This is a genomic window from Thalassospira australica (assembly GCF_000763295.1).
In the GTDB taxonomy this organism is placed as follows: domain Bacteria; phylum Pseudomonadota; class Alphaproteobacteria; order Rhodospirillales; family Thalassospiraceae; genus Thalassospira; species Thalassospira australica.
Map to the genome: position 1 here is coordinate 98,764 of NZ_JRJE01000005.1, position 23,176 is coordinate 121,939.

Here is a 23,176-nt window from a genome sequence, read left to right on the forward strand (position 1 = left end):
TTGCCATCCCTGTAATGGCGGCCCGCAATCCGGATCACTCCTGATCGGGGCCACAGTTTTGCTGCTGCCTTATTCGGCGGCTTTCGGGGCCGTCTGTGCGGCCTTGTCATCGTCAAGATCGACGACCTTCACACTCGTCTGGATGCGGGTTTTTGACCCGTCCTGGAAAGTGATCATGGTATCGATATCAACCTTCTCATTGCCGGCATAAACCGCCTCAATGATGTCACCATACTTTTCGGCAACCACACCGCGGCGCACTTTGCGCGTGCGGGTCAGTTCACCGTCATCGGCATCAAGTTCCTTATAGAGCAGCAAGAACCGCTTGATGCGCTGGGCTTCCGGAAGTGTTTTGTTCACTTCACGGATTTCCTCGGTGATCATGTCGTAGACCTGCGGCTGGGCAGAAAGGTTGGTATAGTTGGTAAAGGCAATCCCGCGCTGTTCGGCCCATTTGGCCATGATCGAATAGCGAATACAGATCATGGTCGACAGGAACGGCAGGTCCTTGCCCAAAATCACTGCCTCGGCAATAAACGGCGAGAATTTCAGCTTGTTTTCGATGAACTGCGGCGAATAACGCACCCCGGTCGAGGTTTCCGCCAGATCCTTCATGCGGTCGATCACGACAAGATGTTTGTTTTCATCCTTGAAATACCCGGCATCCCCGGTATGCATCCAGCCATCGCGGACGTCCTCGTCATAGGCCGCCTGATTTTTGAAGTAACTGGTGAACATGCCCGATGTCCGGGCAACAATTTCGCCCACACCATTTTCATCGGTGTTGATCACCTTGATTTCGGAATTATCAAAGGCAACGCCCACGGTATCAAAATCAATGTCGTCTGGCTGATGAATGGTATAGGCCCCGCAAAGCTCAGTCTGACCATAAAGCTGACGCAACGGCACGCCCATGGCATGGAAGAACTTGAAGGTTTCTGGGCCAATAGCCGCCCCACCGGTTGCCGCAGAGCGCAGATTGGAAAAACCAAGCCGGTCTTTAAGCGCATTCATCAAAATGACATCCGCCATCTTTGAATGACCACCGTTATCAAGTGCGGTGCGCGCCAATGCCATGCCGAAATCAAACATCTTCTGTTTGAATGGTGTTGAATCCATCATCCGTGCGCGGACATCGGCCGCGATGGTTTCCCAAACACGCGGTGCCAACAGTACAAAGTTCGGACCAATTTCGCGCAGGTCGGCCATCATGGTTTCCTGCTCTTCGACGAAATTGACGATCTGGCGGCTGATCAGCGACTGCCCGACCACATAGACCTGCTCCATAATCCAGGGCAGAGGCAGGACCGAGACATAGTTATCACCGGGATATTTCGGATCGGCACGAAGGTACGCTGCACAGTGATCCAGAAAATCACCGGAATTAAGCATCGCCATTTTCGGCTTGGATGTTGTACCCGACGTTGTGCACAGGATCGCGCATTCATCGCCACGGGTATCGGCAACCATCTGATCGTAGGTGCCCGGATTCTTTTCTTCGAGCTCGCGCCCCAACTCATAAAGCTTTTCGACATCCAGCAAACGCGGATCGTCATATTTGCGCATGCCGCGCGGGTCACAAAAGACAATGTGTTCAACCGTCGGAATGTCATCGCCAAGTTCGATCAGCTTGTCGCACTGTTCTTCATCCTCGGCGATCAGAATGCGCGCACCTGAATAGGTGATCAGATAGGCGACTTCTTCATGCAGGCTGTCCTGATACAGACCAACCGACATCCCACGAAGGGCATGTGCCGCAATTTCGGCCCAGACCCATTCCGGGCGGTTTTCGCCGATGATGCCGACAACGTCACCCGCGCCAAGGCCAAGCGAGCGCATGCCAAGCGTCATCCATTTGACGCGGTCGTTATAGTCCTGCCAGGTAAATTCCTGCCAGATGCCGAATTCCTTTTCGCGCATGGCAACTTCTTTGGGCCAGTTGCGCGCATTGTAGGCCAGCACTTTCGGGAAGCTATCAAGCGACTTGATGTCGGCATATTCCGGGATATTGCTACTCATGCTCAGGCTACCTGCTCGTCATCATCGTTGTCGTCATCTTCTTCGCCGAGATAGGCTTTCTTCACATGCTTGTTGGCCATCACCTCGTCGGGCAAGCCTTCGGCAATCTTGCGACCGAAATCCAGAACCATCACCCGGTTGGAAATATCCATGACCACGCCCATGTCATGTTCGATCATGACAACGGTCATGCCCCATTCCTCGTTCAGATCGATGATGAAGCGTGCCATGTCCTCTTTTTCTTCAAGGTTCATGCCCGCCATCGGCTCATCCAGCAGAATAAGATCCGGACGCAGTGCCACGGCACGGGCAAGCTCGACCCGCTTACGCAGGCCATAGGAAAGCGTACCGGCGGTGGCCTTGCGGATATGGGAAATTTCAAGAAAATCGATGACGTCTTCGCAGAAGCGACGATGCTCCAGCTCTTCCTTCTGCGCCCCGCCCAACCAATAAAGCGGTCCGTTCAGGAAGTTGTTCTTAAGCAAGTGGTGACGACCAACCATGATGTTATCAAGCACCGTCATATGCCCGAACAACGCAAGGTTCTGGAACGTGCGACCAATACCAAGTTCCGCACGGTCATTGGGTTTAAGCCCGGTAACATCCTGCCCGTTGAAGGATACCGACCCCGTTGTCGGCGTATAACGCCCCGACACACAGTTCAGCATGGATGTCTTACCGGCACCGTTCGGACCGATGATCGAAAAAAGCTCGCCGGGCTGAACGGAAAAACTGACATCACTCAGCGCCCGCACACCGCCAAAAACAAGCGACACGTCGTTAATCTGTAGAATAGGACTCTGTGACGACATGCGTCGCATTCCTCCCTGACTTGGACCGCAAATGCCGCAGAACCGCATTTTCGGTTCATCGAGCAATATTTTTGCAAGCCGCTGTTCAGTTTCCCTGATGATGTACCTGATTTTTATCGCACCCTGACCTTACGGAAACCGGGCTTGGTACATTTAATAGGCATTTAAGTACCAATTTCAGCATATCCCGTCAATGCAATGATCCACAAGGGATTGGCTGTTTTATACAAATTCGCACTGCACAATTAATACCCGGCAAACAGCACCTGTCTTTCTACCCTTGATTACGTAGCGTTATCTGGCAGCGCGGCTGTTTCCACGGCCCGAACATCACCGCATCGCAAAAAATTCATGCAATTACGCACTGCACAATATTTCTGGCTCTACACCGGGGTCTGAAACCTGAACAAACGATCCGGGCACTCGAATCCGCCTTGGAGTCGGGTTCGTCTATCAACAAACGACATCGCAAGAACGACGCCGCAAGACAGGCAACCTAAGTGCTGAAAGATCTCAGCCACGTATGTTGCGGGAAAAACAGACTCGGATCCGCCGCCCCCCATTGAAAGGTCAAAAGTGCCCCCACATATCGATTAGGGTCAGGGCGCATAAATTTGTTCGGGCTGGCAATATGCTGTGATCAGCGGATTTTCGGGAATACCCCTTTTCCGGGTCTGGACTTTCCAAGGGATTTGTGGTGTAACCCCGTTGCACATAGATATGAGCCGTGACCCGCGTCACGCAACACAGATAGCCCACCGCTCGGCGCTCCGACGGTCGGGGTGTCTTGTCACGACAAGCCCTTTAACCACCTTGAGGAGGGTCTGATGTCCATTTGTGGCAAAGACAACCTGAAAACGCGCCGCACGCTGAAAGTCGGGGACAAGTCCGTCGACTATTACAGCCTCAAAGTTGCTTCCGAGAAATTCGGCGACGTTTCTAAACTTCCCTTCACGCTGAAAGTCGTTCTTGAGAACCTTCTGCGTTACGAAGACGATTTCACCGTAAAAACCGACGATGTCAAAGCTGTTGTTGATTGGCTCAAAGAGCGCAAGAGCAGCCACGAGATCAACTATCGTCCGGCCCGCGTTCTGATGCAGGACTTCACCGGCGTTCCCGCCGTCGTTGACCTTGCAGCCATGCGCGATGCCGTCGTCAACATGGGTGGCGACGCCCAGAAGGTGAACCCGCTTTCACCGGTTGATCTGGTCATTGACCACTCGGTCATGATTGACTTCTTTGGTACCGACGACGCACTCGACAAAAACATGGAAGTCGAGTTCGAACGTAACGGCGAACGTTATGGCTTCCTGCGTTGGGGCCAGAATGCGTTCAACAACTTCCGCATCGTTCCGCCAGGGGCAGGTATCTGCCACCAGGTGAACGTCGAGCATCTTGCAAAGGTCGTTTGGACCGGCGAAGACGAAGACGGCAAAACCGTTGCCTATCCGGATACGCTGGTTGGTACCGACTCTCACACCACCATGGTCAACGGCCTTGCCGTTCTTGGTTGGGGTGTTGGCGGTCTCGAAGCCGAAGCAGCAATGCTCGGTCAGCCGATCTCGATGCTGATCCCGGAAGTCGTTGGCTTCAAGCTGACCGGCTCCATGAAAGAAGGCATCACCGCAACTGACCTTGTTCTGCGTGTCGTTCAGATGCTGCGTGAAAAAGGCGTTGTTGGCAAATTCGTCGAATTCTATGGCGATGCGCTGGCACACATGAGCCTGCCGGACCGTGCGACCATCGGTAACATGGCCCCGGAATATGGCGCGACCTGTGGTTTCTTCCCGATTGATGACGAAACGCTCAACTACATGCGTTCGACCGGTCGTGACGAAGAACAGATCGCCCTTGTCGAGGCATATGCCAAAGAACAGGGCATGTGGGGTGATCCGGCACACGAAGCCGAATACACCGCAACGCTTGAGCTGGACATCTCGACCGTCGAGCCGGCCCTTTCGGGTCCGAAGCGTCCGCAGGACCGCGTTCTGCTGAAAGATGCCGTATCAAGCTTCAACAACACCTTTGCTGAAATGGCTCCGGGTGTTGATGCCGATCGTTCTGTTCCGGTTTCGAATGAAAACTTCGAAATGAAAGACGGTAACGTCGTTATCGCGGCGATCACCTCATGCACCAACACCTCGAACCCGAGCGTGCTGATCGCAGCAGGTCTTCTGGCGAAAAAAGCTGTCGAACTTGGCCTGACCAGCAAGCCGTGGGTGAAAACCTCGCTCGCACCGGGTTCGCTGGTTGTTGCCGACTATCTCGAAAAAGCAGGCCTTCAGGATTATCTGGATCAGCTTGGCTTTAACATCGCTGGTTTCGGTTGCACCACGTGTATTGGCAACTCCGGTCCGCTTGCAGCCCCGATTGCCGGTGCCATTGAAGACAAGGACATGCTGGTAACGGCTGTTCTGTCTGGTAACCGTAACTTCGAAGGTCGTATCAGCCCGCACGTGAAGGCAAACTATCTTGCTTCCCCGCCGCTGGTTGTTGCCTATGCCCTTGCCGGTAACCTCAAGGTCGATCTGGACAAGGATCCGCTTGGTACCGACAAAGACGGCAACGATGTCTATATGAAAGACATCTGGCCGACCAACAAAGAGATCGCAGACACCATTGCGTCTTCAATCTCGGCTGCGATGTACAAAGATCGTTATGACAACATCTTTGCAGGTCCGAAGCCCTGGCAGGCAATTGAAGTCACCGAAGGCGAAACCTTCGCGTGGGATGGCAAGTCCACCTACGTTCAGAACCCGCCGTACTTCGTCAACATGGCGAAAGAACCGGGTGACTTCTCTGAAGTTCATGGCGCACGTCCGCTCCTGATCCTGGGTGACTCTGTCACCACCGACCACATTTCTCCGGCCGGCGCGATTAAGGAAGAAAGCCCGGCAGGTGAATACCTCAAGGCAAACGGCGTTGCTGTTCGTGACTTCAACTCCTATGGCGCACGTCGTGGTAACCACGAAATCATGATGCGCGGTACCTTTGCCAACATTCGTATCCGCAACCAGATGGCACCGGGCACCGAAGGCGGTATTTCGGTCCATTATCCGTCGGGCGAACAGGGCTGGGTCTATGACGTTGCAATGCGTTATCAGGCCGAAGGCACTCCGCTTGTGGTTATTGCCGGCAAGGAATACGGCACCGGTTCTTCGCGTGACTGGGCAGCAAAAGGCACCAACCTTCTTGGCGTCAAAGCTGTGATCGCGGAAAGCTTCGAGCGTATCCACCGTACCAACCTGGTCTGCATGGGCGTTCTGCCGCTGCAGTTCAAAAACGGCGAAGGTCGCGAGACCTATAAGCTGGATGGTTCGGAGACCTTTGACGTTCTGGGCATCGGTGATGGCATCACTCCGCAGCAGGACGTTACGGTTCGCATCACGCGCAAAGATGGCAGCACCGAAGTGTGCACCGCCACCTGCCGTATCGATACCGAGAACGAAGTTCTCTACTACCAGAACGGCGGCATCCTGCAGTTCGTTCTGCGTAACATGATGAAAGCTGCCTGATTTCGATCTGAATTCACTGGCTAAATGCTGACACCCCGCCGGATTTCTGGCGGGGTGTTTCTTATGTGGACAACTGTTTTGAGAAAACTGTCAAGCTCGACCAGAAATGTCGGAAATGTAGAGCATTGCCTATCAATGTGGTGAAATGCCCACACCTAAACTTATTGCCGAGGTAGACGATAAACCTCGACCTCGCGTTCACAGGTTGGGTCAATCGTTCTTCGATCAAAGATCATGCCGAGCTTTCGCATGATGCGCGCCGATGGACTGTTCTCGATTTGGTATATGCTCACAATATCGGTGATGCCAAGCTCATTGACGCCGAATGAAAGAGCGGCGACCGCTGCTTCGCTTGCGTAACCTTTCCCCCAGCTGAGCTTCGAAAATCTCCAACCGATTTCGACGGATGGAAACACTTCGGGCAAGAAGTCCGGCCAAGACAATCCTGTAAAGCCAATGAGCTCACCGGTTTTTCTGGATTCGACAGCGAACAATCCGAAGCCCCGTTCGCGCCACTCTTTCTCAAATGATGCGATGTATCGTGCCGCGTCGTCCGCAGTTCGCGTCTTGCCATTACCAATGTAGCGCATGACGTCGGGATCACCGCACATTGCCGCAAATGGTGCGTGATCACTAGGCTTCCAGCCTCGTAGCAATAGTCGCTCGGTGTTTATCGTGTGCTGAGTCATGGTGCACTTTAAGCACGTTGCCCAATTACAGCAAAGTCCCGCATGTAAATACCTCAAGGCGAGTGGCGTTGCGGTTCGTGACTTCAACCCGTAAGGCGCACGTCGTGTTAAGCACGACATTTTGATGAAAGCTGCCTGATTTCTTCCTGAAATTTCAGGTTAACATTTCGACATCCCACCGCGTTCCGTTGAGATGTTATTTTCTTTCAATTTGCATCTCTCGGAGATGTTCAATCACCGCGTGCACACTTGATCCAGAACAATTCTTAAGAGCGCGTAATCTGTTAGGAGTGCTCCCACGAGTCAGCCCTTAAGAATAGACGCGAACAAGAACAATCCAGCAGAGCAAACCCTTATGATGCGCCCCACATCCACGGACGGACGCCCGTCTGGTCTGACGGTCGGTACACTCTCACCCGGAACAGTTTTGAACTGCTCCCCACAGGCGTCCCTTGGCGAAGCCATCACCAAGATGCGTCGCGCCAACAGCAGTTCCATCATCGTTGTGGTCGCCAACAAGCCTGTGGGTATTGTTACCGAACATGATTTGCTCTCTTTGCCTGCCACGACTGCCGCAGCACTTTCCGAACCGGTTTCGACACGTATGTCCGAACCGGTTCACACCATTTCAGTCCACGCTACCCCGCAATCTGCGATCGTGCGTATGCGTGATCGCGGCGTGCGCCACCTTGTGACCATTGACGCCGAAGGTTGCCTTGTCGGGATCGTCAGCCAGACTGACCTGATCCGGCACGTTGGTGATAAAAAGCCGTTCATCGCCAATGATGTTGCCGATGCTGTGCGCCAATCGACGGTATTTGCACATAAGGACATTCGCGTCTGGGAACTGCGCCAGCGCATGCATTCTGAAAAATGTGACAGTGCGATCATTTCCGGTTTCCCCGAAGATCTACCGGCAGAGCTGCAAACCGGCATCATTACCGAACGCGATATCCTGCGTCATTTGGCAGATGAGCATGAAAACCTGACGGCGGGCGATATTGCCACGCGCCCTGTCACTTTCATCCAGCAGGACATGAACCTTGATGATGCGCGCAACCTGATGATGCGTGACAATTTCCGTCACCTCGTTGTGCATAACCATCATGGCGAAACCATTGGGGTTTTGTCATTTGCCGACCTTCTGGAATTCATCGAACAGGACTATCTGGTTCATCTCAGCAATCTGGCCAATGACAGCAGCAACGAACTGACCAAAGCGCTCCAATCGCTTGCTCTTGCCAACAAGCTGATCGAAAATTCACCAGATTGCGTGATGATCTGCAACGCCACCGGCGAGATCGAGGCCGTCAACCCCGCCTTTACGCGTGTGACCGGCTACCAGGCCGAGGAAGTCATTGGCAAAACGCCATCCATCCTGAAATCGGGGCGCCAGAACAAGGCATTCTATGACAAGCTCTGGACGGATCTGAGCCGTACCGGAAAATGGGAAGGTGAAATCTGGAACCGCCGCAAGTCGGGCGAGATTTATGCCGAATGGCTGTCGATCATGGCCGTGCGTGACGGAGAAGGTGCCGTCACACACTACGCATCAATTTTCACCGACATCAGCGGCCGTGAAAAGAACCGCGAGGATGTCCTGCGGATTGCCTTTACCGACGAACTGACCGGCATGCCCAACCGCCGTCGGTTCTCGGAACTATTGTCCCTTCATATCGGGCGCGCGCGCAGGGTCGGACGCCCTTTGACCATTGCCATGCTTGATATCGATAACTTCCAGCGCGTGAACAATGCTCTTGGGCATAACACGGGCGATGATGTTCTTGTTGAAGTCGCCCGCAGGATCAGTCGCGAACTTGGTCAGGACGCCGTTGTTGCGCGTGTTGGTGCCGATGAATTTGCCGCGATCCTGCCGCATGTGAATACCGAGCAGGAAGCCTTCGATATCGCCGAAAAATTGCTGACCCGACTGGGCGAAGCACATCTGACCCGCAGGAGCGAGGATGTCTATCTTTCGGCCAGCATCGGCATTGCATCCTTCCCCGAGGATGCCAACGACACCAGCAACATCATGCGTTGTGCAGAACTTGCGATGATCCAGGCCAAGGAACAGGGACGCAACCGGGTCGGGCTCTATAGTGTCAATCTGCACAGCCAGAAGGGTGCCGACCTTGCACTTGAAACGGCTCTGCGCCGCGCAATTGACAATGAAGATCTGCATCTGGTCTATCAGCCGCAATTTGATGCCAAAACAGGTGAGATTGCCGGTGTTGAAGCATTGCTGCGCTGGACCACAGCCGAGGGAAAAACGATCCCACCTTCAACCTTCATCCCGATTGCCGAGGAAATGGGTGTGATTGGCGAGCTTGGCCGCTGGGTGATCCGTACGGCTTGCAAGCAGTTGGTCGCATGGCGTCAGGAAGGTTTGCACAATCTGCGCCTGGCGGTGAATGTGTCCGTCCAGCAGTTCTATGGCTCCATGGATTTTGCCGAACAGCTGCGCACCATCATCGTCGACAAGGGCGTTGCCGCCGACCGGCTGGAAATCGAAATCACCGAAAGCCTGTTCATGCGCAACATTGACGATATGCGGGCCAAGTTGCAGCGTTTGCGTAATCTTGGTGTGCGGATCGCCCTTGATGACTTTGGAACCGGTTTTTCGAGTCTGAGCTATCTGCGTACATTGCCATTTGATGTCATCAAACTTGATCGCAGTTTCGTATCCGACATTGAAGATGGCGCCGAGGGCAAAACACTTGCGATCACCATCCTCAATATGGCGCACAACCTTGGCAAGACCTGTATTGCCGAAGGGGTCGAAACCAACCATCAGTTTGATGTTCTGCGCGATGCGGGCTGTGAGTTGATACAGGGCTATCTCCTGGGACGCCCAATGGCACCAGAAGACATCAGCAAAATCGCAAAATCGGCTTTGGTCTAAAGCAAAAAGGGCGGGGAAAATCCCCGCCCTTCGTGTTTGATCTGTCTGTTTGGATTTGGCTTAGAAAACGCCAAGACCTTTAAGCAGGATAAAGGCGATCGCAAGCGGCGCGATGAACTTGACGATCAATCCCCAGACACCAAGCCACACCGGTGCAACACCGTTGTGAGCTGCGATTTCTTCTTTGGCCTGGCCCCAGACAACCCAGCCAACAAACAGCGAGATGAAAAGACCGCCAATCGGCAAAAGCAGGCTTGAGCTGATAAAGTCCATCAGGTCGAAGAAGTTCTTGCCCCACAGGATCTCAACATCGGCCATCACACCCATCGAAAGTGACGAGGGAATGCCAAGAACGAAGATCACAAAACCGATAATCATGGCCGCCGTTTTACGGCTGAGCCCACGATCATCAACGAAGTAGGCCACCACAACTTCAAGAATGGAAACCGCCGACGTCAGGGCCGCAATTGCCAGCAACAGGAAGAACAGGAACCCAAAGAACGAGCCAAGCGGCATCTGCGCGAATACGGCCGGAAGCGTGATAAAGGTCAGGCCGGGACCGGCACTCGGATCAAAACCGAAGGCAAACACAGCGGGCAAAATCAAAAGACCTGCCATCACGGCAACGGACGAATCAAGCAGGGTCACCCAGCCAGCCGACCCCGGAAGATTTTCCTTCTTCGACAGATAGGAACCATAGGTAATCATCGCCCCCATACCAAGCGAGAGCGAGAAGAACGCCTGTGACAACGCATCGGAAACCGTCGTCCAGGTAACTTTCGAGAAGTCCGGCGACAGCAGGAAGTTAACACCTTCCATACCGCCCGGAAGCGTTACCGAACGCACGATCAGAATGATCAGAAGCGCAAACAACGCAGGCATCAGGATTTTGGAAGCCCGTTCAATGCCCGCACCAACACCGGAAAGAACCACAAAGACGGTTATTGCCATAAAGACGGCATGGAAGATCAGCGGTGTTGTCGTATCGGAAATGAACCCGCCAAAAATGTCGCCTAGTGCGGCCGGGTCCTCAATCGCCAGCGCACCGGTAATCGCCTTGATCATGTAGGACAAGGTCCAACCGGCAACAACACTGTAAAACGACAGAATGATGAAGGCAGCCGCCACACCAAACATACCAACGACAGGCCAAAGACCACCCTTGAGTTTGACAAAAGCGCCAATCGCATTTTTTTCGGACATGCGCCCGATCACGAATTCCGCCAGCATGACTGAAAGACCGATGGTAAAGACCAACGCAAGATAGATGACCAGGAAGGCACCACCGCCATTGTCACCTGCCATATATGGGAACTTCCAAATGTTCCCAAGACCGACAGCCGACCCCGCAGCCGCCAGAATAAAGCCAAGGCGTGAGCCCCAGTGTTCACGTTTTATCATTAACCTGTAAACCTCATTTCGGACCGACCTTGCCGGAAAATGCTCCCGCCGACAGGCCAGCTCCTGTTTTTTCATTAAACGCAAAGGTGAATTAGGGTCAGGACCCATTAATTTAGTTCGAATGGTTCACCGGATTTGTGCGGATACACGAAGCAAAACCGCAGGAAGATATACATCTTTCAAGGATTTGCGACAAAGTAGCCCGTGCAAATCCGGTGAATCCGAAGGACAGACGTTATATTTGCAAACTCCCGCGTCAAACCCCTTGGCCGGGGATATCAGCCCGACCGGCGGGCTTTTCCTTGGACTTCACAAATATAACGTCTGCCATTCAAACCAAATTAATGGGGCCTGACCCTAGACCTTTGCCCCTGGACCGTTCCCTCAGATAGGTTCCGATTGGTGCGCTGCTAATAGCATCAATTTTTGGCAATCTCATATCGAAGATTCCGCCTTAAACGCAAAAATCCACCCTTTTGCGCCTCCCGACGGTTTCAAGGCCTTGTGATTAGGGGTTGATGACACCGATAAGGCATCATGGAAGCATGAAAACCACGGCTTCCCTTTTTGGCGTCATTGCCCTTGCAACAATCGCAGTTTCAGGCCCCCTCAATGCGGGCCAAAGCATCGTCCCGCACGCAGTGGTCGAACTTTATACGTCACAGGGCTGCAACTCCTGCCCGCCTGCCGATCGTGTTCTTCATGAGTTAAATCAGGAACATAACGATCTGTTGCTGCTATCCTACCATGTCGATTACTGGAATTATCTTGGCTGGACAGACCCGTTTTCTGATGCCTTTTACAGCGCACGGCAGCGCGAATATGCCAACCATATGCGCGAAAGATATGTCTATACGCCACAAGTCATCATCAATGGTGATCACGTCGTACGCGCAACCGCAAAACAAAGAATCGAGGCCACCAGCAGGTCGCTTGCGCCCCTGCCTGATGTCGTGGACATAGACCTGTCCAACAGCGACACCACCAAACCTGCGCAAGGAACCGTCACACTTGTGCGGTCGGAAAAATCATCAGCTGCCAGCACATCTCTTGTCTGGATGGTTGGCTTTGACAACGAACACCAACGCGATGTTTTATCCGGTGAAAATGCCGGAAAACGTCTGGTGCATGCCAATGTTGTGCGCGAAATGATTGGTCTTGGTCATTGGGATGGGGCCCGCCGCGAAATTCCCTTTGCCATGACGACGCCCACCGATGGCGGCATTGCCGTTCTGGTTCAGGACGGGCGCGGTGGCCCGATCGTTGCTGCATCCTTGATCCGGTTTTAAGGTCGCTTAGGCGGCCCCCCCCCATCCATTCTGCCAAAACCGCATTCAATAACGCCAAATATCTGATGGTCGATGCGCGCCTTCGACACCACAGGAAACGTTATTTGGATTGATTTGAAACAATGCCATCTGCGCAAATGTCGGTTATTGCGTGGATAATGCGTTGTGACGCGTTATATGTTGGCGTGTTACGGAATGGATTTCAGACAATCTAACGGGTTACATGGCTGATTTTAGCGGTTCTGATCTGACCTGCCTGCGCGGCGAAAGACTGGTATTTGGTGGTCTGTCCTTTACGGCCAAATCCGGTGACGCCGTTATGCTGCGTGGTCGCAACGGTGCCGGGAAATCCAGCCTCTTGCGGCTTATGGCCGGACTGTTAAGCCCGCGTTCAGGTAACCTTTGCTGGAACGGCGAAAACATCGCTGATGACCGCAACGCCCATCAGACACGCACCCAATATCTGGGACATCAGGATGCCATCAAGCCGGTTCTTTCGGTACGCGACAATTTACGTCTTTGGGGGCAACTGCGCGGTGTGCGCGATCTTGACGCGGCAATTGATCACGCCCTTGATGCCCTTGATATCCATCATCTTTCGCGCGTGAACGGACGATATCTTTCAAGCGGACAGAAACGGCGCACCGCCCTTGCCCGTGTCCTGATCGGGCCAAGCGATCTATGGTTGCTTGATGAACCAACCGTCGGTCTGGACCGCGAAAGCTGCGCTGAATTGACCCAATTGATTGCTGCGTTCCGGGCGCGCGGCGGCATCGTGATCTATTCGACCCATACTGATCTTGATATCGAAAGCCCAAGCATTCTTGATCTTGATGAATTTGCCATTCCGATGATCGAATGGTTGGCCGAACATTCCGAACTCGAAGACGAACAAGCCGACACACAAGCCAGCTTGACGTCAAAGGAGGCCGCGCAATGAATGGTTTCCTTGCCATTTTGCAACGGGATTTGCGTCTGGCCCTGCGTCAGGGCGCTGATTCGGTCATGGTGGTTGCCTTCTTTATCGTCACCACAACCCTGTTTCCCTTCGGGGTCGGGCCAGAAGCCAATATTCTGGCGCGCATTGCATCCGGTGTCATCTGGGTGTCGGCATTGCTGGCAGCAATGCTGTCTCTCGAACGGGTGTTTCAAACCGACTACGAAGACGGAACGCTGGAACTTTTAACACTCTCGCCGGTATCGCTTGAACTTCTTGTCCTGGGCAAGGTTCTTGCCCATTGGCTGACAACCGGCCTGCCCCTGATTATTGCCGCACCGCTGATGGCCGTCATGCTCAATATGGATCAGGATGGTTTCATAACCCTGATCACTGCCATGTTGTTGGGCACCCCGGCCCTTAGCCTGATCGGGGCAATTGGCGCGGCCCTTATTCTGGGTGCGCGGCGCGGAGGTGTTCTGGTATCGCTTCTGGTCTTGCCGCTTTATATTCCGGTTCTGATCTTTGGTGCCGGTGCGGTTGAGGCAGCACTTTTGGGCATATCGGCAACCGCGCAACTGCAAATCATGGCTGCGATATTGCTGTTGGCCCTGACGGCCACACCGTTTGCCACCGCCCATGCCGTCAGACAGGCCATGGAATAAGACAACGCAACGACAATATGGAATGAACTAGTGCGGGTTCCCGCACCGAGGATAAGAAAAGATGCATCGTTTCGCCAAACCAAGCGTGTTCCTGAACCTGACTGCCCCGATCCTGCCGTGGCTGTCGGTTCTGACCGCAATTCTTATTGCCGCGGGACTTTACTTTGCCCTGATCGGATCACCGGTTGACTATCAACAGGGCGATACCGTGCGGATCATGTATATCCACGTGCCCGCCGCATGGATGGGGTTGTTCTGTTATGTCGGAATGGCGGTTTGCGGTGCGATGAGCCTGATCTGGAAACATCCGCTGGCGGATATCTGTGCACGCGCAACGGCCCCGATTGGCGCAACTTTTACCGCCCTTTGCCTGATTACCGGATCGCTTTGGGGTGAACCGATGTGGGGCACATGGTGGGTGTGGGATGCACGCCTGACATCCATGTTGATCCTGTTGTTCCTTTATCTTGGCTATATTGCGCTTGTGAATGCGTTCGACGATCCCGAACGCGGATCAAAAGCCGGATCAGCATTGGCATTAGTTGGTGCGGTCAATGTGCCGATCGTGAAATTCTCTGTCGATTGGTGGAATACGCTCCATCAACCAGCTTCCATCATGCGCATGGACGGTCCGGCCGTTGATCCAAGCATGCAATTGCCACTTGCCCTGATGATCCTTGGTTTCACCGCCTATTACTTTGTGGTTTTGATCCTGCGCGTTCGCCTTGAGCTGAATGAACGGCGCATTCGTGCCCTGCATCTGTCAGGCATGTTTGATGACCGAAGCCCGCAAACCAACACCGGCAAGCAAAGCTATGATGCGGGTCACAATGCGGAGGCCAAGGAATGAGTGAATTCTTCTCAATGGGGGGGTATGGCAGCTATATCTGGGCAAGCTACGGTATTACTGCACTTGCGATGATTGTTTTGCTGATCGCCACTTTGCGCGGCTTGCACAGCAGCCGTATTGAACGTGATCAGCTTGAAGCAGTGTTGCAATCACGTCGCCCACGCCGCAGCCAAAAGACCCACAAGGCATCCTGACCGGAGAACTGCAGTGTCCCTTTCCCGCGCAAAAATCCGCAAACGTCAACGCATGTATGCCATTGGTGCCATTTTACTGGCGGTTGGTGGTGCGGCGGCACTGATGCTGACGGCCTTTGAAGATTCAGTGGTCTTCTTCTTCAGCCCAACCGAAATCGCCGAAAAATCCCCCATCGACCCCGATCAGCGTTTGCGCGTAGGCGGACTTGTCGTCGAAGGATCGGTTGCCAAACTTGAAGACGGTCAGACAGTCGCCTTTGTTGTGACCGATATGGCGCAATCGGTTCCGGTGTCCTATCGCGGCATTTTGCCCGATCTGTTTCGCGAAGGTCAGGGCGTTGTCGCCGAAGGCCATATGAGCAGCGAGGGCACATTCATCGCATCCGAAGTTCTTGCCAAACATGACGAGAACTACATGCCCCCCGAAGTTGCAGCATCCCTTAAGGCAAGTGGTTATTGGGAAGAAATCGAAGCCAAAAACGCAGAACAAATGCGTAATTAAGCCACATTCTGCCGCCATAAAGCCCAACCATACGCACAAGAAGAACTTAACTTCGACCATTGTCCCTTGATCTGTCCCCCTCAGATCAGGCAATAGGTTGCAGGTAAACTTATCGGGGAAGCCTTAGACGCATATGCTTGCAGAGTTAGGACATTTTGCCCTGCTTCTGATGGTAGTCACAGGGATTGGACAGGCTGTCTTGTTCAGCCCGCTTTGGCTGCGGTCGTCCATGCGCATGATCGCCCCCAAACACGCAACCGCCTCGGCAACCGGCCCCGCCCTTTCAGACAGTGTTGAGGACAGCGGTTTTCCCTCTGTCCCACAACCGGCCAATCTGTTTTTGCTGCCCGCTGTCATTATGCTGTTGGCGTTGTTTGTTGAAGCCGCACTGCTAAACGCATTTATCGTAAGCGACTTCACCCTGCCGATCGTTTCAGGCGTCAGCCATTCTTCCACACCGTTGCTTTATCGGATCGGGGCGGCCTTTACGCCAGATGGCGGCGCGATGCTGCTGTGGCTTGTGGCCCTTTCGCTGGTGAATGTTCTGCTTGCCGTTCAATTGCGCTACTTGGCCTCATCTGGTCCGACAGATGCCAATGACAATCGATTTTGCCAAAACACTCTTTCCATTGTCGGTTTCCTGATTGCCATCCTTGGTGTTGTCACACTGATTGACGCCGATCCGTTCCTGCGCACAACTGTCGCCCCGCTTGATGGCCGGGGCATGAACCCGCAAAGTCAGGACATCCTGAAAGTTTTGCGCGAACCTTTCCTTTATCTCGGGCTGGCCGGGCTTGGGGGCATTTTTGCCCTGACCCTTTCTGGACTGCTTGATCGCGCGATTGACCGCCGCCTTGGGGAAACCTTGCGCTTCTGGACAATGGCATCCTGGGTCTGCCTGAGTGCCGCAATTGCGCTTAATGCCTATCGATCCTATAGCGAACAGGCATGGGGCGGCTGGTGGTATTGGGATACGGCTGAAAACAGCCTGCTTCTGCCCTGGCTTCTGGCAACCGCGCTAATGCACTGTCGGGCCGTTCTGGAAAAGACCGAAACTCTTAAAAGCTGGACAGCGTTTTTGGGGATTACCGCCCTTGCCGCTGGGTGGTTCGGGGCATATCTGACCCGGTCTGATCTGTTTGCCCCGCTACCGGAAACCCAACTTATCCCCAGTGACAGTGTCGGGCTTCTGGTCGCGTTCTGTCTGGTTTTTGGCTGTGCCTATTACCTTTTCTGGCGCGCTGGCGATGAAATGCGCGACCGGCGGACCTTTGATCTGGTTTCGCGCGAAAGTGCGATGTTCCTGAACAGCGTGATGCTGTCGCTGATCGCTGCCGTTGTCCTGATTGGCACGATCTATCCGCTGGTCCTGCAATGGATGACCGGTGACCCGATCACGGTCGGCGCCCCCTTTTACGTCGAGGTGCTGGTTCCCATTGTTCTGCCGTTGCTGTTTTTGATGGCCTTTGCCCCGGCATTGCGATGGCGACAGGATGAAGCCTGGATGGTCGGACGGCGCATGAAACTTGCCGCGATCCTGTCACTGATAACGGTTCTGTTTGTGTCGATCCGGTTCATTGATTTGTCACCAGCGCCTCTGATCGGCATTGGTCTTGCCGGATGGGTATTGACCGCCTCAATAAGTGATTTGTGGGCGCGCCTGTGGCGTCATCCGGAACATGGCGAAAGCAAATACCGTAATCTGCAATTGCTTGGTCCGCGCTATATCAGCATGACACTGGCCCATATTGGCCTTGCAGTCTTGATTGCCGGTGGATCGGCCAGCAGCATCTGGGAAGAACAGGTTGTTGTCTCTGCGCGTGCGGGGCAAAGCATTCAGGTCGGCCCCTATAATCTGCAATATGAGGGTGTCTCACTTTTGGCTGGTGAGAACTATGCAACCCGTCAGGCGACCTTTATCCTGTATCGTCATTCACTGCCTGTAACCGAACTGTTTCCCGAAATTCGTTATTACCCGATCCGCGGTGTCGAAACCCGCGAAGCCGACATCTGGCATGGCCGCGACGGGGATTTGCATGTTTCCATAGGCGACCGCGATGACGATGGTGGTCGCGTGGTAACCGCACATTACTTGCCGATGATGCCCTGGGTTTGGGCCGGCATGATATTGATGTTGATCGGCGGATGTTTCAGCATCCTCACGCGCATAATCCTGCGCCTTAAGAAGAATGGAGTTTCAACTTCATGAGATTTTCGCTTGCTGTCATCCCCTTGATCTTGTTCGTGGCTTTGGCCGGGGTTTTCTTGTTGAACATCGACAAGGATTCCTCTGTCGTCCCGTCTGTCCTGATCGACAAACCGGCCCCGGAATTCTCGCTGCCGCCGCTGCCCGGTCGTGATGCCGGACTTTCACGCGCGGATCTTACCACGGGCAACGTATCGGTTCTCAATGTGTTTGCAAGCTGGTGCATCCCGTGCCGTGCTGAACACCCCCTGATCAAACGTCTCTCGCGCGAAGGCGGAGTTCCGGTCTTTGGCCTGAACTACAAGGAAAAGAACCCGGAAGATGGTGTAAAATGGCTTGCCGAACTTGGGGACCCCTATAAGGCGGTCGGTATGGATTTATCTGGCCGTACAGGTATTGATTTTGGTGTCTATGGTGTCCCGGAAACCTTCATCATCGATGGCACCGGACAAATAAAATACAAGCATGTCGGCCCGGTCACAGTCGAAGTCCTTGAACAGATATTACTGCCGAAAATTGCGGAGTTAAAGGGATGACAAGACGCTTTACGGTTCTTTTCAGTACCCTTGCCATTTTGATCCCGGTTCTGGTTTCCAATCCGGCATTGGCAGTGAACCCTGATGAAATGCTGTCCAACCCGGTTCTCGAAGAACGCGCACGTGAGATCAGCAAGGAACTGCGCTGTCTGGTGTGCCAGAACCAGTCGATTGATGATTCCGATGCCGAACTGGCCCGTGACCTGCGGGTATTGGTGCGTGAACGTCTTGTCGCCGGGGATGACAATGAAGAGGTCATCGACTACATCGTTGCGCGCTATGGCGACTATGTATTGTTAAACCCGCCGCTCAAACCTGAAACCTATATTCTGTGGGCAAGCCCGGTCGTTCTTGTCGTTCTGGCCCTGCTTGCTGTTTTTGCCTTTTACCGCCGCAAAAGCCGCGACGGGTCGCCCGCATCCGAATCCCTTTCGGCCGATGAGCAGGCCCGCCTTGATGAGCTTCTTGGCACGTCAGAAAATGATGGCAAAAACTGATGCCATGTAACCGCCTGACATATCTTCAACCTGGCGGAGGTTTCGCATGATCTGGGTTGGTTTGTCTGTTCTGGCTGTATTGGTTGGCGCGGCGATCTATGCCAGCCTACCCAAAACTCTGGGTAACGGCAAAGGATCACGGGCGCGGCGCGTGACGTTTGCCGCCCTGCCGGTGATCTCGGCATTGGGTCTTTATGCGGTCCTTGGCAATCCGATGTTGCCGTCCAGACCATATGCGGATCGTGCGGGGGAACGCAATCTGGCCGCAGCAGCAGCCGTTGCCGGCAATGTCACAGACCCGGACTTCAAGTCTGACCGTCAAATCAAACGCCTATTGAACCAGATTGTCCTGTCACTGGAGGTTAATCCACGCAACCTGCAGGGGTGGGTGGCACTGGCACGTGGATCACTTCGACTGGGCAATATTGAACGTGCGGTTGCTGCCTTTGCCCAGGCCTATGCCCTGTCGGGGCAAAACCCGCTTTTGGCAATTGAATATGCCGACACCCGGATCACAGCCCAGGACGGCCAGATCGACAGCACGTCACGCGATCTCGTTTTGCATGCCTTGGGACAAATGCCCAATCACCTGTTGGCCCGCTACTATTATGGCATGATGCTTAAACAAACCGGGAATACGGATCAGGCGCTTCGGGTGTTGCGTGACCTTTATGGCGACCTTCCAAGTGACGATCCGCTTGGCAATGCCACCGCAGGCGAAATCAAAGATCTACAATCCACAATGCAGGATGATGACACCGCAGGATAAAACCTGCTGCGTGACTGGCCTAACGATTAACCTGCAAACAAATAAAGCGTTCCCAGCAACACCGTGACAATCAGCAACAATGTGCCCCCCAGCGCAACCAGCTTCATAACCGGATGCAGCCCGGCCAGATCACTTTGCCTTTCTGCGCGGTCCGTCCCCGTGGCCGATACCCTGTCTTCGTCAAACCGGCGCAGGGCTTCCTCACCGCTCATCGGCGGCATCTTGATGCGATCAAGGACCGTTCCCTGATCAGGGTTGCGGTCCTTATGGCTTTGAGGCCCGGTTTCGGGAGTGCTATACGCACTGTCGGCGTTTTTGCCCGTCATGCTCAGCAGTTCTAACGCTGAACGGTCAGGGCACGATCAGTATCCTGATCCTGTGGCTGATAGGTTGGCCATTCACCTGCCGCCAACAAATCAAGCGACGGTGTTTCCTGCCCAAACCGCGAACGATACATCCACAGATTGGCCATTACGCGTTCAATGAACAAACGGGTTTCGCGCGACGGTATGCTTTCAATGAAATACAGCGGATCGACATTATCCTTCAGCGCCTTCTGCCAACGCCCAAGGTTACCAATCCCGCCGTTGTAGGCCGCCATCAACTGCAGGAAGCCATTATCAACCCCGTTCTGCGCCAAAAGATGATCAACATATTTCTGCCCAAGCGACAGGTTGATTTCCGGCTGATAAAGCTCTGCGCGCTTGGCACCGCGATAGCGCGTATTGCCCATATAGCTTGCGGTTGCGGGCATCAATTGCATCAGACCACGGGCACCGGCATGACTGCGCGCATCGGTATTAAACCCGGATTCCTGACGCATGAACGCATAAATCAAAGCCCGGTCAACTTCATAACCACCTTCCGGGGCCCAAGGCGGCACCGGGTAGAGCGCATTAACAAATACATCGCCGGTCTTTTGCGCGATATAGCTGCCCAGCCGCATGGTCAAGGACGCAAAATTCGCCGTATCGGTCAGTGCAAGAATGGCACGACGAAGCGAATCGTCATCCTTTGCCGCAGCTTTGCGCAATTCACGTTCGGCTTCATCACGCTGACCGACCTGCAACAACGCAAGGGACCGGCGACCATGCGGATCAAGCTTCAATTTATTGGCCCGATTTTCATCAAGCTCAAGACTGTCCCAGTCAAACACATCGTCGCGCCCAAGAGCACGCATTGCCAACTGCCCATAGAACGAGCGCGGATATTCCGCCGCCCGGTTGAGCATTTTATCAGCATCGTCAAAACGCCCGGCGGCAAGATCAATACGTGCGGCCCAAAACGCCCCGGCAGTACGAGTCCAGCTTGATGCGTACTCATTGATGCTTAGTGCTGCGAAATGGGCGTGTGACTCATCCATTTTGTCCAGACGCCACGCGGTCAGGCCCGCAGTCCAATGTGCCTGCGGCAAATATTTTCCCGAACGCTTTGCTGCGCTCGCCGCATGTTTCAATGCAAGATCCGGTTTGCCAAAGAAATAATACCCCGATGCAATCGCGGCCTTGGCGTGGTCCTGTTCATAGGCGTCAAACAGGCGCTGTGCTTCATCACTGTTAAGGACCTCCAGCGCACCGGTCGGCCAACCACTGCCGATCCGGTGACGGATACGGCGCTTTAAGATCGATACACGCGACCGCTGGCTGGCAGAAAGCTTCTTGGAAGACTTGTGATAATAGGGCCTGATATCTTCATAGTCGTACCCGGCCCCGGAAACATAACTTCCAACCGGTTTCTTTGGATAACTGGCAGAACCGCGACGTTTCAGCGCAAGTTTGTATATGCGCGGCGCCTGCGGATGATCGGCATAGCTTGCCAGCCAGGCTTTCAGTTCCTTGTAACGTGACCGATAGGCCGTCGGGTGCAGATAACGCTGCGCCATGACATGGCCCATCAGCACCTCGTCGGACAGACGCGAAATCAGCCGATCGGCATCTTTCCAGCGACCTTGTTCCTGAACGGCAAAAATTTGTTCGTAAAGTTCGGCATCACGATCTGAAAGGGGCTTGGGGATCAAGGTCGAAAGCGCATCGTCCAGCACAGGATTGCTCAGCGCGGCCTGTTCCTGCGTGCCAGCGGCAGCAGGTACAACAGCTCCCACGAGTGCCATGGTGCCAATTAACGCGAAAAAGAGTCCCTGCCTTATGGTGCTTTTCACACCCGGCAGGCGTGTTCTTATTGCTTCGATCAAAATCAATATCCCCAACGAGGCTTTTTGTGTAAGCCGCGTATCTATCCCGAAGCAGTTTGGTCTCGCAACCCGTTGCCTGCGGTGTTCCCCCCGGTGCAACGGGCTTTTATATAGCAGAAAACACCCAAACCGCGAAATCATTTATCTGGAATCAATCACTTGGCGCGAAGGCATGCACCTACTCCGGGCGCATGCATATCACCCATGCATACAGCCCGTTTATCGCCAATTCCTTAAAGCTTTGCGGAGATTGCCCGAAGATCACGCCAGGCAAGGCGTTTTTGTTCCGGCGTTCTGAGAAGATAGGCCGGGTGGAACATTGCCGTAATATCCGCTTTCGAACCGTCTGCGAACGCAAGTTCCTTCCACGTGCCACGCAGGCGCGTCACCCCCCGGTCCTCTTCCATCAGTGTTTTGGCTGAACTGCCGCCAAGACACACAACAACCTTTGGTCCGATCAATTCAAGATGACGTCGAATGAACGGCTCACACACCGCAACTTCGGCGGTTGTCGGTTGACGGTTCCCCGGCGGACGCCAGGGCAGAATATTGGTGATATAGACTTCTTCACGCGCCAATCCGATAGAGCGCAGCATCGCATCAAGCAGCTTGCCACTTGGCCCGACGAAAGGGGCGCCCTGCCGGTCCTCTTCCGCGCCGGGTGCTTCCCCGACCAGAACCAGATTCGCCTCAACATTGCCCGCACCAAAAACCGTATTGCTGGCTGATTTTTTAAGCGCACAACCATCAAACTTTTCGATTGCTGCTTTCAGCTCATCAAGACTGCTTGCCGCTGCCGCCGCATCGCGTGCGGATTGCCGTGCTTCATGTGGTGTATCGGAAAGCAGAAACCCGCCGTCCCTGCCCGGTGCCGCTGCCGGTAGCGCGCCACCGGCAACAGATGGCCGTGCTTGCGCTGCATTCGGGCGCGGCGACGGCGCAAATCCCGGACGGCTTGCCGCGTTCCGACTCAGGCTTTCCGAGGCCTTGAAACGGTCAAGCGGCTCGTCGGCAATGGCCTCGTCCACACCCATTTCATATTGCCAGACAAGGGCCTCGAACGGGTCAAGCGTATGTGCGTCAAAATCTGTAATTGGTTTGCTCATCTCGACAAAGACGATGTATGTTGCACCGCAATCAGGGTCGCGGACACTGCGTTGGAAGAACTTATACGATTATGGGTCCTTTGTGCCAGAGTACAA

Annotated in this window: 19 protein-coding genes; 12 read left to right on the forward strand and 7 right to left on the reverse strand. The window is 54.1% G+C overall.

Annotated features, from left to right (window positions below; all coding sequences use genetic code 11):
* Positions 1-69 precede the first annotated feature (69 nt).
* Both JF44_RS0104695 and JF44_RS0104700 read right to left on the reverse strand, forming a co-directional pair.
* Positions 70-2,019 (reverse strand): long-chain fatty acid--CoA ligase, encoded by a 1,950-nt coding sequence (locus JF44_RS0104695; protein ID WP_033067797.1) that lies wholly within the window; start codon positions 2,017-2,019, stop codon positions 70-72.
* A 2-nt stretch (positions 2,020-2,021) separates the two neighbouring features.
* Positions 2,022-2,831, reverse strand: coding sequence for an ABC transporter ATP-binding protein (locus JF44_RS0104700; protein WP_033067798.1), 810 nt, complete (start codon positions 2,829-2,831; stop codon positions 2,022-2,024).
* Between the two features lie 827 nt (positions 2,832-3,658).
* Between JF44_RS0104700 and acnA the strand changes: the two genes are divergently transcribed.
* Positions 3,659-6,346 (forward strand): aconitate hydratase AcnA, encoded by a 2,688-nt coding sequence (acnA, locus tag JF44_RS0104705; protein WP_033067799.1) that lies wholly within the window; start codon positions 3,659-3,661, stop codon positions 6,344-6,346.
* A gap of 161 nt (positions 6,347-6,507) precedes the next feature.
* On the opposite strand, the gene JF44_RS0104710 is transcribed toward acnA, so the two are convergent.
* Positions 6,508-7,155 carry a GNAT family N-acetyltransferase gene (locus JF44_RS0104710; protein ID WP_337587902.1) on the reverse strand — a complete coding sequence of 216 codons (648 nt, stop codon included), beginning with the start codon at positions 7,153-7,155 and terminating at the stop codon, positions 6,508-6,510.
* Positions 7,156-7,390: 235 nt separating this feature from the next.
* Here JF44_RS0104710 and JF44_RS0104715 point away from each other — a divergent pair, with 235 nt between their 5' ends.
* A complete protein-coding gene (locus tag JF44_RS0104715; RefSeq protein WP_081944335.1) occupies positions 7,391-9,937 on the forward strand; it encodes an EAL domain-containing protein in 2,547 nt (848 codons plus the stop codon).
* Positions 9,938-9,997: 60 nt separating this feature from the next.
* On the opposite strand, the gene JF44_RS0104720 is transcribed toward JF44_RS0104715, so the two are convergent.
* Positions 9,998-11,338, reverse strand: a complete 1,341-nt coding sequence (locus JF44_RS0104720) for a sodium-dependent transporter (protein WP_033067801.1) — start codon at positions 11,336-11,338, stop codon at positions 9,998-10,000.
* 545 nt (positions 11,339-11,883) lie between these two features.
* On the opposite strand from JF44_RS0104720, the gene JF44_RS0104725 reads away from it, so the two are divergent.
* The 10 genes from JF44_RS0104725 to JF44_RS0104770 all read left to right on the forward strand — a co-directional run bounded on the left by JF44_RS0104725 (position 11,884) and on the right by JF44_RS0104770 (position 19,783).
* Positions 11,884-12,627, forward strand: coding sequence for a DUF1223 domain-containing protein (locus JF44_RS0104725; protein ID WP_033067802.1), 744 nt, complete (start codon positions 11,884-11,886; stop codon positions 12,625-12,627).
* Positions 12,628-12,850: 223 nt separating this feature from the next.
* Positions 12,851-13,567, forward strand: coding sequence for a heme ABC exporter ATP-binding protein CcmA (gene ccmA / locus JF44_RS0104730; RefSeq protein WP_033067803.1), 717 nt, complete (start codon positions 12,851-12,853; stop codon positions 13,565-13,567).
* Positions 13,564-14,229: a heme exporter protein CcmB gene (gene ccmB / locus JF44_RS0104735; RefSeq protein WP_033067804.1), complete on the forward strand. Its 666-nt coding sequence runs from the start codon at positions 13,564-13,566 to the stop codon at positions 14,227-14,229. The genes ccmA and ccmB overlap by 4 nt, the downstream gene beginning before the upstream one ends.
* Positions 14,230-14,290: 61 nt before the next feature.
* Positions 14,291-15,079 carry a heme ABC transporter permease gene (locus tag JF44_RS0104740; RefSeq protein WP_033067805.1) on the forward strand — a complete coding sequence of 263 codons (789 nt, stop codon included), beginning with the start codon at positions 14,291-14,293 and terminating at the stop codon, positions 15,077-15,079.
* Positions 15,076-15,273 carry a heme exporter protein CcmD gene (gene ccmD, locus JF44_RS0104745; RefSeq protein ID WP_033067806.1) on the forward strand — a complete coding sequence of 66 codons (198 nt, stop codon included), beginning with the start codon at positions 15,076-15,078 and terminating at the stop codon, positions 15,271-15,273. Before JF44_RS0104740 ends, ccmD begins: the two co-directional genes overlap by 4 nt.
* A gap of 13 nt (positions 15,274-15,286) precedes the next feature.
* Positions 15,287-15,775: a cytochrome c maturation protein CcmE gene (ccmE, locus tag JF44_RS0104750; RefSeq protein WP_081944337.1), complete on the forward strand. Its 489-nt coding sequence runs from the start codon at positions 15,287-15,289 to the stop codon at positions 15,773-15,775.
* 133 nt (positions 15,776-15,908) lie between these two features.
* Entirely contained in the window at positions 15,909-17,984 is a 2,076-nt protein-coding gene (locus JF44_RS0104755) for a heme lyase CcmF/NrfE family subunit (RefSeq protein WP_033067807.1), read from the forward strand.
* Positions 17,981-18,517, forward strand: coding sequence for a DsbE family thiol:disulfide interchange protein (locus JF44_RS0104760; RefSeq protein ID WP_033067808.1), 537 nt, complete (start codon positions 17,981-17,983; stop codon positions 18,515-18,517). Before JF44_RS0104755 ends, JF44_RS0104760 begins: the two co-directional genes overlap by 4 nt.
* A complete protein-coding gene (locus JF44_RS0104765; RefSeq protein ID WP_033067809.1) occupies positions 18,514-19,014 on the forward strand; it encodes a cytochrome c-type biogenesis protein in 501 nt (166 codons plus the stop codon). Before JF44_RS0104760 ends, JF44_RS0104765 begins: the two co-directional genes overlap by 4 nt.
* Before the next feature lie 46 nt (positions 19,015-19,060).
* Positions 19,061-19,783, forward strand: coding sequence for a tetratricopeptide repeat protein (locus tag JF44_RS0104770; protein ID WP_033067810.1), 723 nt, complete (start codon positions 19,061-19,063; stop codon positions 19,781-19,783).
* A gap of 26 nt (positions 19,784-19,809) precedes the next feature.
* On the opposite strand, the gene JF44_RS0104775 is transcribed toward JF44_RS0104770, so the two are convergent.
* The 3 genes from JF44_RS0104775 to JF44_RS0104785 all read right to left on the reverse strand — a co-directional run bounded on the left by JF44_RS0104775 (position 19,810) and on the right by JF44_RS0104785 (position 23,080).
* On the reverse strand, positions 19,810-20,109 hold the full coding sequence (locus JF44_RS0104775; protein WP_033067811.1) for a hypothetical protein: 300 nt from the start codon (positions 20,107-20,109) through the stop codon (positions 19,810-19,812).
* Between the two features lie 11 nt (positions 20,110-20,120).
* Positions 20,121-21,893, reverse strand: a complete 1,773-nt coding sequence (locus JF44_RS0104780) for a lytic transglycosylase domain-containing protein (RefSeq protein ID WP_238318371.1) — start codon at positions 21,891-21,893, stop codon at positions 20,121-20,123.
* A gap of 314 nt (positions 21,894-22,207) precedes the next feature.
* The gene (locus tag JF44_RS0104785; RefSeq protein WP_033067812.1) at positions 22,208-23,080 is read right to left on the reverse strand and encodes a uracil-DNA glycosylase; all 873 of its coding nucleotides are present in this window, start codon (positions 23,078-23,080) and stop codon (positions 22,208-22,210) included.
* Positions 23,081-23,176 lie beyond the last annotated feature (96 nt).

Bases quoted from the DNA above. Each gene is read 5' to 3' on its own strand.
- JF44_RS0104695 (WP_033067797.1), bottom strand. From the start codon at position 2,019: ATGAGTAGCAATATCCCGGAATATGCCGACATCAAGTCGCTTGATAGC.
- JF44_RS0104700 (WP_033067798.1), bottom strand. From the start codon at position 2,831: ATGTCGTCACAGAGTCCTATTCTACAGATTAACGACGTGTCGCTTGTT.
- acnA (WP_033067799.1), top strand. From the start codon at position 3,659: ATGTCCATTTGTGGCAAAGACAACCTGAAAACGCGCCGCACGCTGAAA.
- JF44_RS0104710 (WP_337587902.1), bottom strand. From the start codon at position 7,155: ATGTCGTGCTTAACACGACGTGCGCCTTACGGGTTGAAGTCACGAACC.
- JF44_RS0104715 (WP_081944335.1), top strand. From the start codon at position 7,391: ATGATGCGCCCCACATCCACGGACGGACGCCCGTCTGGTCTGACGGTC.
- JF44_RS0104720 (WP_033067801.1), bottom strand. From the start codon at position 11,338: ATGATAAAACGTGAACACTGGGGCTCACGCCTTGGCTTTATTCTGGCG.
- JF44_RS0104725 (WP_033067802.1), top strand. From the start codon at position 11,884: ATGAAAACCACGGCTTCCCTTTTTGGCGTCATTGCCCTTGCAACAATC.
- ccmA (WP_033067803.1), top strand. From the start codon at position 12,851: ATGGCTGATTTTAGCGGTTCTGATCTGACCTGCCTGCGCGGCGAAAGA.
- ccmB (WP_033067804.1), top strand. From the start codon at position 13,564: ATGAATGGTTTCCTTGCCATTTTGCAACGGGATTTGCGTCTGGCCCTG.
- JF44_RS0104740 (WP_033067805.1), top strand. From the start codon at position 14,291: ATGCATCGTTTCGCCAAACCAAGCGTGTTCCTGAACCTGACTGCCCCG.
- ccmD (WP_033067806.1), top strand. From the start codon at position 15,076: ATGAGTGAATTCTTCTCAATGGGGGGGTATGGCAGCTATATCTGGGCA.
- JF44_RS0104755 (WP_033067807.1), top strand. From the start codon at position 15,909: ATGCTTGCAGAGTTAGGACATTTTGCCCTGCTTCTGATGGTAGTCACA.
- JF44_RS0104760 (WP_033067808.1), top strand. From the start codon at position 17,981: ATGAGATTTTCGCTTGCTGTCATCCCCTTGATCTTGTTCGTGGCTTTG.
- JF44_RS0104765 (WP_033067809.1), top strand. From the start codon at position 18,514: ATGACAAGACGCTTTACGGTTCTTTTCAGTACCCTTGCCATTTTGATC.
- JF44_RS0104770 (WP_033067810.1), top strand. From the start codon at position 19,061: ATGATCTGGGTTGGTTTGTCTGTTCTGGCTGTATTGGTTGGCGCGGCG.
- JF44_RS0104775 (WP_033067811.1), bottom strand. From the start codon at position 20,109: ATGACGGGCAAAAACGCCGACAGTGCGTATAGCACTCCCGAAACCGGG.
- JF44_RS0104780 (WP_238318371.1), bottom strand. From the start codon at position 21,893: ATGGCACTCGTGGGAGCTGTTGTACCTGCTGCCGCTGGCACGCAGGAA.
- JF44_RS0104785 (WP_033067812.1), bottom strand. From the start codon at position 23,080: ATGAGCAAACCAATTACAGATTTTGACGCACATACGCTTGACCCGTTC.